Source organism: Streptomyces sp. S186 (assembly GCF_051603415.1).
Lineage (GTDB): Bacteria > Actinomycetota > Actinomycetes > Streptomycetales > Streptomycetaceae > Streptomyces.
This window is the reverse complement of sequence record NZ_CP193932.1, coordinates 5,053,336-5,070,580: the sequence shown is the minus strand read 5'-3', so window position 1 is coordinate 5,070,580 and position 17,245 is coordinate 5,053,336. Positions and strand designations below refer to the sequence as shown.

13 protein-coding genes and 1 rRNA gene are annotated in these 17,245 nt (G+C 72.2%); 6 read left to right on the top strand and 8 right to left on the bottom strand.

The genetic code is table 11. The annotated features are described in order from the left end of the window. Nucleotides 1–34 precede the first annotated feature (34 nt). Nucleotides 35–1,303 (top strand): winged helix-turn-helix domain-containing protein, encoded by a 1,269-nt coding sequence (locus ACRAS8_RS21910; protein WP_438487693.1) that lies wholly within the window; start codon nt 35–37, stop codon nt 1,301–1,303. A 56-nt stretch (nt 1,304–1,359) separates the two neighbouring features. Here the strand turns inward: ACRAS8_RS21910 and ACRAS8_RS21905 are convergent, their stop codons facing one another. From ACRAS8_RS21905 to mtnA, 7 genes are all read right to left on the bottom strand, one after another. Beyond that, on the bottom strand, nt 1,360–2,118 hold the full coding sequence (locus ACRAS8_RS21905; protein WP_438487692.1) for a response regulator: 759 nt from the start codon (nt 2,116–2,118) through the stop codon (nt 1,360–1,362). A gap of 233 nt (nt 2,119–2,351) precedes the next feature. Next, nucleotides 2,352–3,047, bottom strand: a complete 696-nt coding sequence (gene hpf, locus ACRAS8_RS21900; RefSeq protein WP_018542121.1) for a ribosome hibernation-promoting factor, HPF/YfiA family — start codon at nt 3,045–3,047, stop codon at nt 2,352–2,354. A gap of 659 nt (nt 3,048–3,706) precedes the next feature. Then, complete coding sequence (locus ACRAS8_RS21895; protein ID WP_438487691.1) at nt 3,707–4,426, bottom strand: ComF family protein; 720 nt, start codon at nt 4,424–4,426, stop codon at nt 3,707–3,709. A 403-nt stretch (nt 4,427–4,829) separates the two neighbouring features. Continuing rightward, nucleotides 4,830–6,755: an LpqB family beta-propeller domain-containing protein gene (locus ACRAS8_RS21890; RefSeq protein WP_438487690.1), complete on the bottom strand. Its 1,926-nt coding sequence runs from the start codon at nt 6,753–6,755 to the stop codon at nt 4,830–4,832. Beyond that, nucleotides 6,745–8,913 carry an MtrAB system histidine kinase MtrB gene (mtrB, locus tag ACRAS8_RS21885; RefSeq protein WP_438487689.1) on the bottom strand — a complete coding sequence of 723 codons (2,169 nt, stop codon included), beginning with the start codon at nt 8,911–8,913 and terminating at the stop codon, nt 6,745–6,747. Before mtrB ends, ACRAS8_RS21890 begins: the two co-directional genes overlap by 11 nt. A 1-nt stretch (nt 8,914) precedes the next feature. Then, nucleotides 8,915–9,592, bottom strand: coding sequence for a two-component system response regulator MtrA (mtrA, locus tag ACRAS8_RS21880; RefSeq protein WP_018542117.1), 678 nt, complete (start codon nt 9,590–9,592; stop codon nt 8,915–8,917). After that, nucleotides 9,589–10,761, bottom strand: coding sequence for an S-methyl-5-thioribose-1-phosphate isomerase (gene mtnA, locus ACRAS8_RS21875; RefSeq protein ID WP_438487688.1), 1,173 nt, complete (start codon nt 10,759–10,761; stop codon nt 9,589–9,591). Before mtnA ends, mtrA begins: the two co-directional genes overlap by 4 nt. A 152-nt stretch (nt 10,762–10,913) precedes the next feature. Between mtnA and ACRAS8_RS21870 the strand changes: the two genes are divergently transcribed. Genes ACRAS8_RS21870 through ACRAS8_RS21850 form a run of 5 tightly spaced genes read left to right on the top strand, consistent with a single transcriptional unit; the run spans nt 10,914 to nt 16,731 of the window. Beyond that, on the top strand, nt 10,914–12,533 hold the full coding sequence (locus tag ACRAS8_RS21870) for a DUF7544 domain-containing protein (protein WP_438487687.1): 1,620 nt from the start codon (nt 10,914–10,916) through the stop codon (nt 12,531–12,533). Nucleotides 12,534–12,537: 4 nt separating this feature from the next. Then, nucleotides 12,538–13,230, top strand: a complete 693-nt coding sequence (locus ACRAS8_RS21865) for a DUF4129 domain-containing protein (RefSeq protein WP_438487686.1) — start codon at nt 12,538–12,540, stop codon at nt 13,228–13,230. Beyond that, nucleotides 13,227–14,465: a DUF4350 domain-containing protein gene (locus tag ACRAS8_RS21860; protein WP_438487685.1), complete on the top strand. Its 1,239-nt coding sequence runs from the start codon at nt 13,227–13,229 to the stop codon at nt 14,463–14,465. The genes ACRAS8_RS21865 and ACRAS8_RS21860 overlap by 4 nt, the downstream gene beginning before the upstream one ends. Continuing rightward, on the top strand, nt 14,446–15,411 hold the full coding sequence (locus ACRAS8_RS21855) for an AAA family ATPase (RefSeq protein WP_438487684.1): 966 nt from the start codon (nt 14,446–14,448) through the stop codon (nt 15,409–15,411). Before ACRAS8_RS21860 ends, ACRAS8_RS21855 begins: the two co-directional genes overlap by 20 nt. A 9-nt stretch (nt 15,412–15,420) precedes the next feature. Further along, complete coding sequence (locus ACRAS8_RS21850; RefSeq protein WP_438487683.1) at nt 15,421–16,731, top strand: DUF58 domain-containing protein; 1,311 nt, start codon at nt 15,421–15,423, stop codon at nt 16,729–16,731. A 362-nt stretch (nt 16,732–17,093) separates the two neighbouring features. On the opposite strand, the gene rrf is transcribed toward ACRAS8_RS21850, so the two are convergent. Then, a 5S ribosomal RNA gene (gene rrf / locus ACRAS8_RS21845) occupies nt 17,094–17,210 on the bottom strand. Between the last annotated feature and the right edge of the window lie 35 nt (nt 17,211–17,245).

The window sequence follows — 17,245 nt, the reverse complement described above, 5'->3', positions numbered from 1 at the left end:
GGCATTGTCAGTGGCCGCCCCTACGCTGTGCGACATGACCGGAGTGACGCAGCGCCAGCCCGCACCACGCCCCGTGACGACCCTGTCCGCCGACGACGCCCGGCGGATGGCCCTCCGCGCCCAGGGCCTGCTCGGCGCCCCGGACCGACGGGCGGGCATCCGCGGGATGCTCCGCCGGCTCGGGGCGGTCCAGCTCGACACGATCTCGGTGCTCGCCCGCTCCCACGAGCTGGTGCCGTACGCCCGCCTCGGCGCGGTCGGCCGCCCCGCCATCGAGGCCGCCTACTGGTCGGCCGCCCCCGAGGACGGTTCCCCGGCCCGGCCGCACAGCTTCGAGTACTGGTCGCACGCGGCCTGCGTCCTGCCCATCGAGGAGTGGCCGCACTTCGCCTTCCGCCGCCGCGCCCGGCGCGCCAGGGGCCACCGCTGGCACGTCATGAAGGACTCCGCCCGCTCCTGCGCCGCCGTCCTGGACCGCCTCCGCGCCGACGGCCCGCTCACCACGTCCCAGCTGGGCGGCGGCCGCAACGGCGGGGAGTGGTGGGACTGGTCCGAGACCAAGATCGCCGTGGAGTGGCTGCTGGACACCGGCGACGTGGTCTGCACCGAGCGCCGCGGCTGGAAGCGGATCTACGACCTCGCCGAGCGCGCCGTCCCCGAGCAGCTGTTCCACGACGACCTCGACGACGCCGAGTGCATACGGCGCCTGGTCGCCCAGGCCGGCACCGCGATGGGCGTGGCCACCCGCGCCGACCTCGCCGACTACCATCGCCTCAAGGCCGAGCAGGTGGACGCCGTCATCGAGGGCACCGGGCTGGTGCCGGTGGCGGTCGAGGGCTGGGCCAAACCCGCCTGGGCCGATCCGGCGGCGCTCGCCGCCCCGCCCCGCGGCCGGCACCGCACGACCCTGCTCTCCCCGTTCGACTCCCTGATCTGGGACCGCCCCCGGACGGAACGGATCTTCGGCTTCACCCACCGCCTGGAGGCCTACGTCCCCAAGGCCAAGCGGATACACGGCTATTTCGCGATGCCCCTGCTGGCCGGCGGCAAGCTGGTCGGCCGCGTCGATCCGGCCCGCGAGGGCAGCACCCTGGTCGCCCGCCAGCTCTCGCTCCAGGGCCCCCAGGCCGTACGCCCCATGGCCCGGGCCCTCCACGAGGCCGCGACATGGGTGGGCTGCGACACCGTCCGCGTCGAACGCTGCGACGACCCGCAGCTGGCCGCCGCCCTGCGCACGGAACTCATCCGCACCGCCGGCGACACCGGCACCAGGACCGGCAGCGAGGAGAAGGCCATGGCCTGACCCGCATCCGCAAAGGAGGGCACCCCGCCCCGCCGTCAGCGGGCGCGTACCCGGCCTCACCGGATTTCGAGAATCTTCTCCCGCATCGCATACACCACGGCTTCCATCCGGGAATGCAGCTGGAGCTTCTCCAGGATGTTGCGCACATGATTCTTGACGGTGTTCTCGGAGATGAACAACTCCTTGGCGATATCGCGGTTGTTCATGCCCGTGGCGACGAGTTTGAGGACCTCCAGCTCGCGGTCGGTGAGCCGGGGCGCCGGCACCAGACGGCGCTCGTCGGTGCGCTGGATCATCGATTTGAACTCCGTCAGGAGCTTCGACGCCATCGACGGACTGATCTGCGACTGCCCGTCCGCGACGGCCCGGATGGCGGTGGCCACCTCGTCGGTGGAGATCTCCTTGAGGAGGTAGCCGGTGGCACCGGCCTTGATCGCGTCGTAGAGATCGGCCTCTTCGTCGCTGATCGTGAGCATGATGATCTTCGCGCTGGGGGCCACCTCCTTGATGGAGGTACACGCCTCGATCCCGCCGCGCCGGGGCATCCGCACGTCCATCAGCACGATGTCGGGCAGCAGGTCGGCGGCCTTGTCGACCGCCTCCGCGCCGTCGCCCGCCTCGCCGACGACCTGGATGTCCTCCTCCTGCGCCAGCACGATCTCCAGGCCGCGACGGAAGAGCGCGTGATCGTCCACGACCAGGACACGGATCGGCTCCCTGCGCGGCACCCGCGCCGCGCCGTCCCCGTCATCGGCGCCCACTCCGCAGACACCGCCGTCCGCGTCACCCCGCACGGGCCCGAAACTCTCCCCCATGTTTCCTCCCCGTCAACCACTCGGCCGATGGCCAGAGCTTGGATATAAGGCTGGTTGACAACAGCCCTTTGCGGCCGGCCCGATCAATGCCATACGACGGTCTCCCCGGCATGTCGCCGTTTCGTGCCCACATACTCCCCGGCTGGCACAAACACTATACGGCTTCAACTCCAGCCCTCCGCAGGCACGATGGTGCCCCCGGGCGTGCGCCGGGGGCACCGAACGGGTGGGGGTCAGCCGCCCAGCGCGCCCCCTGCGCCGCCGGGCGATTCCTCTCCGAACGCGTCGGAATTCAAGTGGATGACTCCGTAGTCGTAAGCGTGCCGCCGGTAGACGACACTCGGCTGCTTGCTCTCGGCGTCGACAAAGAGATAGAAGTCGTGTCCGACCAACTCCATCTCGTAGAGCGCCTGGTCAAGCGTCATCGGCGCGGCCGAATGGGTCTTCTCGCGGACGACCACGGGCCCTTCGCCCTGGATCTCCAGTGATCCCATCCGGGTGGTCGGCACCTTCTCCCGCTCCGCGGCTTCCTCCGCGGCCGTCAGGCCGTGGCCGTTCAGCCGTGCCGCGTCGGGGACGGTGATCGCGACCTCGCTCGCCGGAATGCGTCCGTTGCCGCGGCGCGAGTGACGCTTGTCGTTCTGTTTCCGCAGGCGCGCCTCCAGCTTGGCTGTCGCCAGGTCCAGCGCGGCGTACGGGTCGGCTGCGGCCGCCTCGGCCCGGACCACCGGGCCACGGGAGCGGAGCGTGATCTCCACTCGGTCGGAACGGTCGGCCTGCCGCGGGTTGGGCTCCTTGGACACCTCGACGTCCAGGCTCATCGCCTTGCCATCGAGCTTCTGGACCTTGTCCAGCTTCAGCTTCTCGGCCACGTGCTTGCGGAACCGCTCGGGCACCTCGGTCTTGCGGCCCTTGACGACGATGTCCACGCAGAACTCCGTTCCCGGATCGCCCCGCTCAGCAAGCGGAGCAGCTCCTTCTTGCACCAGACTCCGGTGAGTGCCGGAGCCTCGGACTGGCGACTTTCACCTCCTTCTCCCCAAGGGGCGAGATCTCCATTCCCACGTTTTCAGGATCGCTGAAAAACCCCGAAAAGCATGCAACACGACATCCGAGGCAAAGCGTCCGCCAAGTCCTCACAACCGAACATAGCTCCACTGGACCGGTGTCGGCACCCCCTCGCCACGACCAGCTCCGTTTGAGTGAAAATCGGCGCTCACTACCAGCAACGACGCCTCACCCCGCCCAGTTCCCTTTACTCTCGGCCCCCGCCGCCCCCTGGCCCGGCCTCACGCGGCCAGGCATACGCCCGCCGGACACCGCGGAGCGGGCCGCCCGTCAACGGGTGAGCGCCACGATTAACCCGGGGGCTCGGGGGACCCGGCGGGCTTGGCGTCACCCGACGGCTCGGCGTACCGGACGATTCGGCGGCCTCGCTGCGCCGGACACGAGGGGCGGCCCGTCGGATACCTGGCGCAATCCCGTCGGGCATACGGCGCGGTCACGCCGGACTCGCGGCACGGCCCCGCCCGCGAGAGACGGCCGGCGGCCTCGCTTCCGCACTTCCGTTAAACCCGGCGCCCCACTTCTAAACCCGGCGCCCCACTTCCGTTGAAAACGAAAGAAAAGAACTGCGTGGTGCGGCCACCACGGCGGCTCCTGTCACCCGGCCACCGGCCTCTCTGACCGCCCGTGCGGCCTCGGCGAGCGTGGCCCCCGTCGTCACCAGATCGTCCGCCAGCACCACCGGCACCCCTGCCAACAGCCTCCTTGCCGCGCCCGGCACCTCCAGCGCGCCCGCGACGTTCGCCAACCGCTGCCGGGCGTCCAGCCCCGCTTGATCGGCCACGGCACGACGCTGCCGCAGCACCGCCAGCATCCGCACCCCCGTACCGGAACGCCGCAGCTCGGCGGAGGCCGCCAGCGCGATCCGGCGTACGGGATCGTGGCCGCGGCCGGCCACGGCGGAGCGCGCGGAGGGGACCGGCACCAGCAGGAGGGGGCCGCCCCCTCCCCCCACCCCCCGCACCGCCCCCGCCAGTACTGCTCCCAGCGGCGCGGCCAGTCGCAGCGCGCCGCGCTCCTTGTGGGCCAGCAGCACGGCGCGCACCTCGTCGGCGTACGGCGCGCCGGCCCACACCTGCGGCAGCCCCGCCGGCACGGGCCATGGCCGCACCCGCCCGGCACCACGACCACCGCGCCACAGCGCCCGGCAGCACGCCGCACACAGCTCCGTACGCGGCTGACCACACCCCGCACAGTCGACCGGCAGGACCAGACCCGCCAGCTCTCGCCACACCCCCCGCATGACTCCACTGTCGCGTCACGCGGCCCCGGCCACCACCCCTGTGGATAACTTCACCGGGACCGCCACGACCAGCGCGGATACGGAGGGGAATCCCCACCCGGACCCGGACCCAGAACAGGTACAGATCCGGACTCGATGACAGGCACGGGGCCTCATCCGGATACCGGCACAAAGACAGGGACAAGGGCATGGGCGGGGACAGTGCGGGAACGAGGCCGGCACGGGGCAGGGGCAGCGGCGGGGACCGCGACGGAAACGGAAACGGAGAACACCCCGACGCAGCCGACCACGTCACATCACGTCACGTCACGCCACATCAGTCACGGCGCCACACAACGTCCCAGACGCACGTCGCCCCTCTCGCGTCGCACGCACGCCGCACGTCCCCGTCAAGGACCGCCCCTCACCCCGGATAGACCGGTGCCGTCCCGTCCTTCGCCACCGTCTTCCAGTTGGCGTCGGGGGGCAGCCGCACTATGCCCTCCGTGGCGTCGGCGATCAGCGGACGGGTCTCGTCCTCGGAGGCCGCCACCGCCTTGACGCCGTTGACGCCGGGGAGCGTCTGCGTGTCCGAGGCGGAGCCGTCGGTCTCCATGAACTGCATCTGCTGCACCCCGCCGGCCTCCCGGCCCACGACCACCAGCCGGCTGCCGCCCGCCCAGGACGCCGCCACCACGTCCTCCAACTGGGGTGCGATCGGCCGCAGTTCCTGCACCGACAGTGTCGGATGGGGGGAGGTGCCGTTCCGTTCGACGCGGCCGAGTTGGAGCGTGGTGCGCCCCTTGTCCTCCACCAGGATCGCGATCCTTATGCCGTCCGCGGCCACCTTGATCGCCTTGATCCGCCGCCGGCCGAGGCCGGGCACCGCGACCTCCTCCGGATCGCCCTTCCCCTCGCGCATCCGCAGCAGCCGCGACCCGTGCGCGTCGCGGTCGGCGATCCACAGGTCGCCCAGGCCGTCCCAACTCGGCGCGGTCAGCCCCTCGTCGGCGCTCTTCCCCGAACCGGCGCTGGTCAGCAGCGGCCCGCCGCGCTCCGTACCGTCCTCCAGACCGGCGACGTAGAGATTCCGCCCGTCGGCCGACACCCCGGCCGCGGTGGTCTCCTTGCGCGAGATGGCGACCGAGCGCAGCGGGGTCCTGCCGGTGCCGAACGGGCCGCCCACCGGCGTCGGTTCGGTCGCCGAGTCGGACATCGTGACGACGCGGTGCTGGGCGTCGATGAAGTACTCCCGGTCGGAGCGCCCGTTGTGGCCGGGCGCGGCGAAGTCCCGCTCGGCCTGATCCTGCGTCAGCGCGCACAGCGAGTTGCCGCTCGGGTCCTGGAGCTCCACCTCGCTGATCTTCGAAGCCCGCGTCATGTCCTGGACGGTGAAGAAGAGCTGAGCGGCCATCCGCTTGCACTGCGCGGCGTCGGTGTTCACCGCCTGCTTGCTGAGCTTGACCTGGAGGGCGTTGGAGTCGTCCAGGGACAGGTCACGGGCGGCGAGCTTGGTGCCGGGCGGGAACGCCGAAGTCGTCACCCGGTCCAGCCAGTCGGTGGGCCCGGTGAGCAGCGCCTCCACACTGGAGGTGATCGGCTTTATCCGCTGCCGCAGATAGACCGGGTCGGCGACGAGGACGTTCTTGCCCGCCTTGGGGTCGTCCGACTCGGACTTGTAGGACGCGAAGTAGTACTTGTTGACGGAGCGGTAGATGCGCTGGAAGTCGGACTGCCCCAGGACCAGCCCGTCGGGCAGCCGGTCGATGCGCCACTGGTCCCCCTCCTTGGTGAGGTGGATCGTCTCGCGGTACGGCTTCTCCTCCGGGGTGTAGGCGTGGTTGGCGTCCACCATCGCCACCTGGCTGCCGGAGAGCGTGACGGTGTAGCCGTCGGCGTCCTCGCGGTCGGCCCGGGCCGCGGGTTCGGGCTGGGACTTGGGTCGCTCCTGGAGGACGTTGGTGACGAGGAAGGGCCGCCAGGTCTGCCGTGCCGACTTGGCCAGATACATCCTGGCGGTGCGGAAGTCCGCCTCGTCGCTGGTGGTCGCGTCGAGGAAGCTGCGCACGATGTTGGTGGGCTGGGCGCCGTCCTGCGGGGGGACGCCGTAGACCCGCACCTGTGATTCCCCGTCGGCTCGCGGGGGCTGGTCGACCGCGGTGACGTCGCCGCTGTCCGGCATGGACGCGCAGCCGGCCAGCAGCGCGCCGGCGCAGCCCAGCAGGACGGCCTTGCGTCCCGTGCGCGCGGCACCGGTGCCGATGCCGCTGCCCGTGCCGGTGTGGCGGCGCGTGGGCGTGCGGAACCGCGCGCTGCGCGCCGTGCGCTCGTCTCCGTGCTCAGCGCCCACGCCGTCCGCCTTCCCGTTCCACGTCGCCTCCGGTCTCCTGCTGCGTGCCGGCTGCGGCGGCCGCCGCACCGCCGGGTGCCCCCGGGCCGCCGGTCCGCACCGGCTCGTCGGTCGCGCCTGGGTCCGGTACGGCGTCGGCGCGGGTGCCTTCGCCGGTGCCGTCGTCGCGGGCGGCTTTCCCGGTCTTGCCGGCGGGGGCCTGCTGGGGCGGCACGCGGGTGCCGCCGGGGGGCAGCGCCGGCGGGGTCGCCGCGGGGCGGGCCGGTGCGTGCTGGGTGCCGGGGCGGGGCTGCGCCGGGATGGCGGGCGTCGCGCGGCCCGCGCCGGCGCGGGGCCGGCCGTGCTCGTCCAGGCCGCGGTTGCGCCGCGAGTCCTCCGGCTCCAGGGGGATCGGGGAGCCGCGCAGCGTCTCGCCGGCCGTGCGGGGCAGCGTCAGCCGGAACTGCGAGCCGCCGCCCGGCTCGCCCCACGCCTGCAGCCAGCCGCCGTGCAGCCGGGCGTCCTCTATGGCGATGGACAGGCCGAGACCGGTGCCGCCGGTCGTCCGGGCCCGTGCCGGGTCCGCGCGCCAGAAGCGGTTGAAGACCCGGGTCGCCTCGCCGGGCTTGAGGCCGACGCCGTAGTCCCGGACGGCGACGCCCACCGCGCCGTCGCTGCGGCCGCCGGCGGACGCCAGCCGGACCACGACGTCCCGGCCCTCGCCGTGCTCGACGGCGTTGACGACGAGGTTGCGCAGGATGCGCTCCACCCGCCGGGGGTCGGCCTCGGCCATGACGGGATGCTCGGCGCCGCGCACCACGATGCGGGTGCCCTTGCGTTCGGCGAGCGGCTCGGCGCCCTCGATGACGCGGTGGACCACGTCGCGCAGGTCGACCGGTTCGGCCTCCAGGGCCGCCGCGCCCGCGTCGAACCGGCTGATCTCCAGCAGCTCGGCGAGCAGCGACTCGAAGCGGTCGAGCTGGCCGCGCAGCAGCTCCGCGGAGCGCGCGGTGGCGGGGTCGAACTCGTCCCGGACCTCGTGGATGACATCGGCGGCCATCCGTACGGTCGTCAGCGGGGTGCGCAGCTCGTGCGAGACGTCGGAGACGAACCGCCGCTGCATCCGGGACAGCTCCTCCAGCTGCTGGATCTTGAGCTGGAGGTTCTGCGCCATCTTGTTGAAGGACTCGCCGAGGCGGGCGATGTCGTCCTCGCCGGTGACCTTCATCCGCTCCTGGAGGAGGCCGGCGGCCAGCCGCTCGGAGATCCCGGCGGCCATCCGTACGGGGGTGACGACCTGCCGCACGACCAGCCAGGCGATGGCGCCGAGCAGGATCACCACGAACACCCCGGCGGTGGCCAGCGTCCCGGTGACCAGCTTGAGGGACTCCGCTTCCTGGCTGAACGGGAAGAGGTAGTACAGCTGGTACTGGTTGCCGTTGATGTCGTTGAGGCGCTTGCCGATGATCAGCGCCGGCACCCCGTCGTTGGAGCCGATGCGCTTGATCTGGGTGTACTCACGGAACGTCCCGGACTTGCTGTCGAGCTTCCGCCGCAGTTCGAGGGGCACGCTGCGCTCGGGGTCGACGTCCCCGGAGGCGCGCGGTCCGCGGGTGCCGGGGGTGGCGTCGCCGAACGGCTCGTCGGTGTCGGAGCTGAGGGCGACGACCGAGAAGACGCCCTGCCCGCCGCTGGCGAGCTGCTCGACGAGGCTGGTCAGCCAGGTCGCGGAGTCCTGGGTGCCGCGGCTGGCGGTGCGGCTGGTGTCGTCGGTGTGGTTGTCGTCGCCGCCGTCGGCCAGTTTCCGGGCGACCTCGAAGCCGCCGACGGCCTGGCTCTGGGCGGCCTGCGCCTTGGCGGTGAGGAGGCCGTTGCGGACCTGCCCGACGACCACGACGCCGAGCAGCAGCACCACGGCCAGCGACATCAGCAGGGTGGTGGCGACGACCCGCAGCTGGATGTTGCGCCGCCACAGTCGCAGCGCGGGCAGCAGCGGCCGCCGCACCCAGCGGCTGAAGAGCCGCAGCAGGGGATGGACCGGCCCGCTCACCGCGCCGTCGGGCAACAGCTGCCCGCCGCGCAGCAACCACGCCGCCAACCTGCCCGAAAAGGACATATCGCCTGCCGGGCCGACGGTGCGCCCCCGCTGTCCCTCCGGGGCCGAACCGTCCCGGGTCATCTCAGCTGGGCCCGGCCTTGTAGCCGACGCCGCGCACGGTCACCACGATCTCCGGGCGCTCCGGGTCCCGCTCGACCTTGGAGCGCAGACGCTGCACATGGACGTTGACCAGCCGGGTGTCCGCGGCATGGCGGTAGCCCCAGACCTGCTCCAGCAGCACCTCGCGGGTGAACACCTGCCACGGCTTGCGCGCCAGCGCCACCAACAGGTCGAACTCCAGCGGGGTCAGCGCGATCGACTGGCCGTCCCGCTTCACGGAGTGCCCCGCCACATCGATGACCAGATCACCGATGGCCAGCTGCTCGGGCGCCGGCTCCTCCGAGCGCCGCAGCCGGGCCCGGATCCGCGCCACCAGCTCCTTGGGCTTGAACGGCTTGACGACGTAGTCATCCGCCCCCGACTCGAGGCCGACCACCACGTCCACCGTGTCGCTCTTGGCGGTCAGCATGACGATCGGCACACCCGACTCGGCCCGGATCAGCCGGCACACCTCTATGCCGTCCCGACCGGGCAGCATCAGGTCGAGCAGCACAAGATCGGGCTTGGTCTCGCGGAACGCAGCGAGCGCCTTGTCGCCGTCCGACACGAACGACGGTTCAAAGCCCTCGCCGCGCAGCACGATGCCGAGCATCTCTGCCAGTGCGGTGTCGTCGTCGACGACCAGGACGCGTCCCTTCATTCGGCCATCATCCCATTACCTGATCGTGACTTTCTCCATCGTGAGACGGAACACACGTCCGCCAGCCGCTCACGGGTCACCGGCGACACCACTCCGGCCTCCGTCACGATCGCCGTCACCAGCTCGGCGGGCGTGACATCGAAGGCCGGGTTGTATGCCTGCGCACCCAGCGGCGCCACCGGAATCCCGGAACCGCCCTCCACCCCGGCCCCCTGGAGGTGCGGCAGGGCGAACTCCGTCACTTCACGGCCGGGCCGCTGCTCCACCTCGATGGCGGCCCCTTCCGCCGTCTCCAGATCCACCGTGCTGGTCGGCGCCACCACGATGAAGGGGACACGGTGATGGTGGGCGAGCACCGCCAGCGGATAGCTGCCGACCTTGTTGGCGACCGCGCCGTCCGCGGCGATCCGGTCGGCCCCGATCAGCACCGCGTCCACCTCGCCGGCCGCGAACAGCGAGCCGGCGGCGCCGTCCGCCAGCACCGTGTACGCCATCCCGGCCCGCGCCGCCTCGTACGCGGTCAGCCGCGCCCCCTGCAGCAGCGGACGCGTCTCGTCCACCCACAGCCGCCGCAGCTCGCCGGCCCGGTGCGCCGCCAGCGCCACGGCCAGGGCGGTCCCCTCGCCGCCGGACACCAGGGCACCCGAGTTGCAGTGCGTGAGAATGCGGTGCCCGCCGCCCGGCAGCAGCTCGCCCAGAAGCTCCCGGCCGTGCCGCGCCATGCGCGCGCTGGCCTCGATGTCCTCCGCGTGGACGGCCCGCGCCTCGGCCAGCGCGGCCGCCGCCGCATCCTCCGGACCGGCACCGCCGGCCACCGCCTCCCGGAACGCCGCGGCCGCGCGCCGGACACCGTAACCAAGATTGACCGCGGTCGGCCGGGCCGTCGCCAGTGCCTGGGCTGCCTCCTCGACGTCGAATCCTCGTGCCGCGGCCAGCGCGACGCCGTATGCGCCCGCGATGCCCAGCAGCGGCGCACCCCGCACGGCCAGCGTCCGGATCGCCCGCACCAGCGCCGGAACATCCGTGCAGACCAGCTCGACCTCCTCCGCCGGCAGCCGCGTCTGGTCGAGAAGGACCACGACCGGCCCCTCGGGCAGCTCCTCCCAGCGCAGCGACGGGACCGCGAGCGACTGAGCGCCCGCCTCCGATACCTCGTGCCGATCAGCCATTCCCTCAGTCTGCCGCCGACCCCCCACCGAACAGAAGGTCCCCTTCCTCGAAGGGCCCGGGTACAGAGCGCCATCGGCCATGACACGATGACTGACACCGCGGATCCCGGACCCCGCCCGCCCCGGCGGACGGGCAGCAAGAAGGAGCGACGATGAACAACTCTCCGGGCTGGGCCTCGCCCGGATCCTCCCCCTCCGACGAGCCGGACCGCGGCGCCCCGGAGCAGCCCACCCAGCCGACCGCCCCGGAAGACCGCGCCGGCGCACCCCGGCAACCGGCCCCGCCGAGCTGGTCCAGCAACCAGCCGCCTCCCGGCCAGTGGACGACCCCGTCCGGCATCCCCGGCCAGGGCGGACCCGACGGCCGGAGCGACCGGGCCGCCGGGGACCGCACCCGCGCCGCGTCCGGAACGGCCCCGGGCGGCTGGGCCACCCCGCCGGGCCCCGGAACGCAGGGCGCCTGGGGCGGCGGTCCCGGTTGGAGCGGCGGCTGGGGTGGCATACCGCCCGTCGCCAAGCCGGGTGTCATCCCGCTGCGGCCGCTCGGCGTCGGCGAGATCCTCGACGGCGCCGTCGCCACCATGCGCGCCCACTGGCGCACCGTGCTCGGCATCTCGCTGATCGTCGCGGTCGTGTCGCAGACCACCGCCACCCTCGTCACCGGCGTGTGGTTCCAGGGGCCCCACCGCGCCACGGACCTCGACGACGGTGCCGGGCCGCCGCTGCGGCAGGTTCTGAGCGAGATGGGCAGCTCCCTGACCGGCTCGGCCCTCACCGCGCTCATCGGGTTGCTGGCCACGATCATCGCGACCGGCATGCTGACCATGGTCATCAGCCGGGCCGTCCTGGGCCGCTCGGTGACCGCCGGGGAAGCGTGGCACGACGCCCGCGGCCAGCTGCCGCGGCTGCTGGGCCTGCTCATCCTGCTGCCCCTGATCATCACCGCCATCTTCCTGGCCGGCCTGACCCCGGGCATCCTCGTCTCGGGCAGCGGTCCGCTCGACCTCGGTCTCGGCCTGATGCTGCTCGGCCTGTTCGCCGCCGGCGTCGTGGGCGTCTGGCTGTGGGTCCGCTACAGCCTCGCCTCCCCGGCACTGATGCTGGAGAAGCAGGGCGTCATCGCCTCGATGCGCCGCTCCGCCAAGCTCGTCCGCGGCGCCTGGTGGCGGGTGCTGGGCGTCCAGCTCCTCGCCTACCTGCTGATCTCCATCGTCCAGTTCATCATCCAGATCCCGACCACCTTCGTCGCCTTTCTCATAGGCGGGGAAAGCCTCATGGACTGGGCGAACGGCACCAGTGACGCCACCGGCTGGCCGTTCCTGATCGTGCTGGGCATCGGCGCGATCGTCAGCTCGGCGATCACCTTCCCGATCAGCGCCGGCGTCACCGCGCTCCTCTACGTCGACCAGCGCATCCGCCGCGAGGCACTCGACCTCGAACTCGCCCGCGCCGCCGGCCTCTCGGACCACGGCTCCGGCGCCCCCGCCACACCCCCGGCCACCGGCGGCGCCCCGGCCCCCCGGACCGCCCCCGACACAACGGCAGCCGCCACGGCCGCCGCTGACACCCCGTCCGGCCAGCCGGCCGCCCCGACAGGCGCTCAGCAGACGGCCCCTCAGGCGACGGCGGTTCAGCTGACGAAGCCCCAGGCCGCCGAGCCGGAGAGCGCAGCCCCGGAGAAGACCGAGTCGCCCGACGCCCCCGGCGCGTCCCCGGACGGCTCCCCCGACGTCCCCGGACCGCGCCCGACCGACACCGCACCCGGAAGCTGATGCGGTGACCACAGGGGGGAAGATCGCCGCGCTCGCCCACCTGGCCGCGCGCTCCGACGACGACATACCGGTACGGATCTCTCGCGTCCCCGCCCGTGAGGCGGCGGAACGCGAGCTGTCCGACCCCCGGTACCACCAGCACGACCCCAACCTCGTCCAGCGCGCCATGAACTGGCTCTCGCACCGGATCGGCGAACTCTTCAACGCCGCCGCCGGCGCCACTCCGGGCGGCTGGGTCGGGCTCATCGCCGTCGCCGTGTTCGTCCTGCTCCTGATCATCGCCCTCCGACTGCGGCTGGGGGCGGTGCGCCGCACCCCGACCACGACGGGCACCCTCTTCACCGACAAGCCCCGAACCGCCGCCGAACACCGCGCGGCCGCCGACCGGCACGCCGCCGAAGGCCACTGGAACGAGGCGATCCAGGACCGCATGCGCGCCATCGTCCTCGCCCTCGAAGAGCGCGCCCTCCTCACGCCCGGCCCCGGACGCACCGCCGACGAGGCCGCCACCGAAGCCGGCCTGGTCCTCCCCGCACACTCCGCACAACTCCGCATCGCGGCCCGCACCTTCGACGACGTCGCGTACGGCGGCCGCGCCGGCACGGAACGGGCACACGCCCTCCTGTCCGAACTCGACACCGAGCTCCAGCACGCCAAGCCCCACCTGGCCACCGCACCGACCAGGAGCCGCGGATGACCACGGCCACCCCGACCGTCACCACCGCCCCCGGCGCCACCGCGCGCCGCGTGTGGAACCGCTCCCGGGGCGTCCTGCTGGCACTGCTGCTGCTCGTCATCGGCGGACTGACCCTCGCCGCCCTGCAATCCGGTGAACGGCACGGCCGACTCGACCCCCGTTCCGCGGACCGGACCGGAAGCCGGGCACTCGCCCAGCTCCTCACCGCCCACGGCGTCACCACCCGTGTCGTGGCCACCGCCGACGAAGCCGCCGCCGCTGCCGGACCGCACACCACACTCCTCGTCACGGCCCCCGACATGCTGACCAACAGTCAGCTGACCGAACTCCGGACCACAACGTCCCGCACCCCGGGCCGCACCGTCCTGCTCGCCCCGCGAAGCGGCTCCCTCCAGGTCCTCGCCCCCGGCGTCCAGGCCGAACCCGAGATCAGCAACGCGCCGCGCCCGCCCGGCTGCCCCCTGCCCGCCGCCCGCACCGCGGGCGACGCCCTCCTCGGTGGCATCCGCTACACCACCTCCGCCACCGGCGCCGACCGCTGCTACCAGGCCGACGGCGGCCCCACGCTGCTGCGCCTCCCGGCCGACGCCCCCCAGGGACGCGACACCGTCCTCCTCGGCTCCGCCGACTTCCTCTACAACCACCACCTCGCCGAGCGCGGCAACGCCTCGCTGGCCCTCCAACTCCTCGGTGCGCACAAGCATCTGGTCTGGTACCTCCCCTCCGTCAGCGATCCGTCCTCGACCACACCGGACACCCGGCCCGGCCTCCTCGACCTCATCCCCTCCGGCTGGCGCTGGGCCCTGCTCCAACTCGCCCTCGCCGCCGCCTGCGCGGCCCTGTGGCGTGCCCGCCGGCTCGGCCTCCTGGTGCCCGAGCAACTCCCGGTCACCGTCCCGGCCGCCGAAACCACCGAGGGCCACGCCCGCCTCTACGAACAGGCCCACGCCCGCGACCGGGCCTCGGCCGTCCTCCGCTCCGCGACCCGCACCCGGCTCGCCCCCCTCATCGGCGTGCCCTCCGCACACGCCCACACCCCCGACATCCTGCTCCCGGCCATCCGTACCCATCTCGGCGCCGGCTCCCCGGCCGCGCCCGATCTCGACGCCCTCCTCTTCGGCCCCGCCCCGGCGGACGACAAGGCGCTGGTGCACCTGGCCGACCGACTCGACACACTTGAAAACTCGATCGTTTCCCAAGAGAGGCACGCACCCCGTGACCACCCCGACCGCTGACAGCGCCCGAGCCTCACTCGAGGAACTGCGCACCGAGATAGCCAAGGCAGTGGTAGGCCAGGACCCCGCCGTCACCGGCCTGGTCGTCGCACTGCTCTGCCGTGGTCATGTGCTCCTCGAAGGCGTCCCCGGCGTCGCCAAGACCCTCCTCGTACGCGCCCTCTCGACGGCCCTCGAACTCGACACCAAGCGCGTCCAGTTCACCCCCGATCTGATGCCCAGCGACGTCACCGGCTCGCTGGTCTACGACACCCGGAGCGCCGAGTTCTCCTTCCAGCCCGGCCCCGTCTTCACCAACCTCCTCCTCGCCGACGAAATCAACCGCACGCCCCCCAAGACCCAGGCGTCCCTGCTCGAAGCGATGGAAGAACGCCAGGTCACGGTCGACGGCACGCCCCGCCCGCTCCCCGAACCGTTCCTCGTCGCCGCCACGCAGAACCCCATGGAGTACGAGGGCACTTACCCTCTTCCCGAGGCCCAGCTCGACCGCTTCCTGCTCAAGCTGACGGTTTCCCTGCCCGCCCGCCAGGACGAGATCGACATCCTCACCCGTCACGCGGCCGGCTTCAGCCCACGCGACCTCAACGCCGCGGGGCTCCGTCCCGTCGCCTCCGCCGCCGACCTCGAAGCCGCCCGCGACGCGGTCGCCAAGACCGCCGTCTCGCCCGAAGTCACCGGCTACATCGTCGATATCTGCCGTGCCACTCGTGAATCCCCCTCGCTGTCTCTCGGCGTCTCCCCTCGCGGAGCCACCGCCCTGCTCTCCACCTCACGCGCCTGGGCCTGGCTGACCGGCCGCGACTACGTCACGCCCGACGACGTCAAAGCCCTGGCCCTCCCCACACTCCGGCACCGCGTACACCTCCGGCCCGAGGCCGAGATGGAAGGAGTCACCGCGGACTCCGTCATCAACGCCGTGCTCGCTCATCTCCCCGTACCCCGCTGAGGCAACACCGTGGCCCTCACCGGACGCACCGCTCTCCTCTCCGCACTCGGAGCCCTGGTCGTGGGCTTCGTGCTCCCCAGCTGGCTCGGGATCCTCGCCGTCCAACTCACCTTGCTGATAGCAATTTTGTGCGACCTGACGCTCGCCGCGCCAGTGCGAAAGCTCCACTTCACCCGAACTGGTGACACAAGCGTTCGACTAACAGGCGAAGCTCACATCCACCTCACCCTCACCAACCCGAGCCGCCGCCCCCTGCGCGCCCAACTCCGCGACGCCTGGCCCCCGAGCGCCTTCCGCCCCGGCGACGACATCTCCGCGTCCCGGCACACCCTCCGCATCCCCGGCGGCGAACGCCGCCGCTTTACCACCACGCTCCACCCCACCCGCCGCGGCGACCACCACGCCGTCCGCGTCACGGTCCGGTCCTACGGCCCCCTCGGCCTGGCCGCCCGCCAAGGAAGCCACCACGTCCCCTGGACCCTGCGCGTCCTGCCACCCTTCACCAGCCGCAAGCACCTCCCCGCCAAGCTCGCCCGCCTCCGCGAACTCGACGGCCGCACCAGCATCCTGACCCGCGGTGAGGGCACCGAATTCGACAGCCTCCGCGACTACACCCCCGGCGACGACACCCGCTCCATCGACTGGCGCGCCACCGCCCGCCGGAACACCGTCGCCGTCCGCACCTGGCGCCCCGAACGCGACCGCCGCATCCTCCTCGTCCTGGAGACCGGCCGTACCTCCGCCGGCCGCGTCGGCGACACCCCTCGCCTCGACGCCTCCATGGACGCCGCGCTGCTCCTCGCAGCACTCGCCGCCCGCGCCGGCGACCACGTGGACCTCCTCGCCTACGACCGCCGGGTACGAGCTTCGGTACAGGGCCGCACCGCCCGCGACCTCCTCCCGGCCCTCACCGACGCCCTCGCCCCCCTCGAACCCGAACTCATCGAGGCAGATGCCCGCGGCCTCACGGCGACCATCCACCGCCACACCTCACGCCGTTCTCTCATCGTGCTCTTCACCGGCCTCGACACCGCCCCCATGGAGGAGGCTCTGCTGCCCGCCCTCCCCACTCTCACCCAACGCAACGAACTGATCGTCGCGGCCGTCGCCGATCCCCGCATCGAAGAACTCGCCGCCGGCCGCCACACCCCGCAGGCCGTCTACGCAGCCGCCGCCGCGGAACAGACCCGCGCCGCCCGCCACCGCACCGCCGACCGCCTCCGCCGCCGCGGCATCACGGTCATCGACTCCACCCCCGACAACCTCGCCCCCGACCTCGCCGACGCCTACCTCTCCCTGAAGTCCGCCGGCCGCCTGTAACCACTTCACCCAGCCGCAAGATCGCGGACCCCGAAGCCCCTGAAAAGCCGGTGTCGCCAAGACGCCGGCTTTTCTACGGGCTCCACGCGCTCTCCCCCACTCACAGTCAGACATCCTGAGCAATGAAGGCCCCCGCACCCGCTGAGGAAGCAACAGCAGCACCGCTTCTCCTCCCGTCACCTCCCAAGACATGAGAGACGCACACGCATCAGGCCGCTCCCAGCCCACAAGCCAAATCAACCCAACACACAATGAGAAAGGGCCCCGTCCCCAAGCCAAAGCCTCCGGCCTTGCCTCTGGGAACGAAGCCCTGAAAACAGATAGACCCCGCACCATGAGGTGCGGGGTCTATCCCACAATTTGTTCGGCGGCGTCCTACTCTCCCACAGGGTCCCCCCTGCAGTACCATCGGCGCTGAAAGGCTTAGCTTCCGGGTTCGGAATGTAACCGGGCGTTTCCCTAACGCTATAACCACCGAAACACTATGAAACTTAGAACAACCGTTGGTCTGTTC

Coding starts and splice junctions, on each gene's coding strand:
- mtrA (WP_018542117.1), bottom strand. CDS start 9,592: ATGAAGGGACGCGTCCTGGTCGTCGACGACGACACCGCACTGGCAGAG.
- ACRAS8_RS21905 (WP_438487692.1), bottom strand. CDS start 2,118: ATGGGGGAGAGTTTCGGGCCCGTGCGGGGTGACGCGGACGGCGGTGTC.
- ACRAS8_RS21910 (WP_438487693.1), top strand. CDS start 35: ATGACCGGAGTGACGCAGCGCCAGCCCGCACCACGCCCCGTGACGACC.
- mtnA (WP_438487688.1), bottom strand. CDS start 10,761: ATGGCTGATCGGCACGAGGTATCGGAGGCGGGCGCTCAGTCGCTCGCG.
- ACRAS8_RS21860 (WP_438487685.1), top strand. CDS start 13,227: ATGACCACGGCCACCCCGACCGTCACCACCGCCCCCGGCGCCACCGCG.
- mtrB (WP_438487689.1), bottom strand. CDS start 8,913: ATGACCCGGGACGGTTCGGCCCCGGAGGGACAGCGGGGGCGCACCGTC.
- ACRAS8_RS21895 (WP_438487691.1), bottom strand. CDS start 4,426: ATGCGGGGGGTGTGGCGAGAGCTGGCGGGTCTGGTCCTGCCGGTCGAC.
- ACRAS8_RS21870 (WP_438487687.1), top strand. CDS start 10,914: ATGAACAACTCTCCGGGCTGGGCCTCGCCCGGATCCTCCCCCTCCGAC.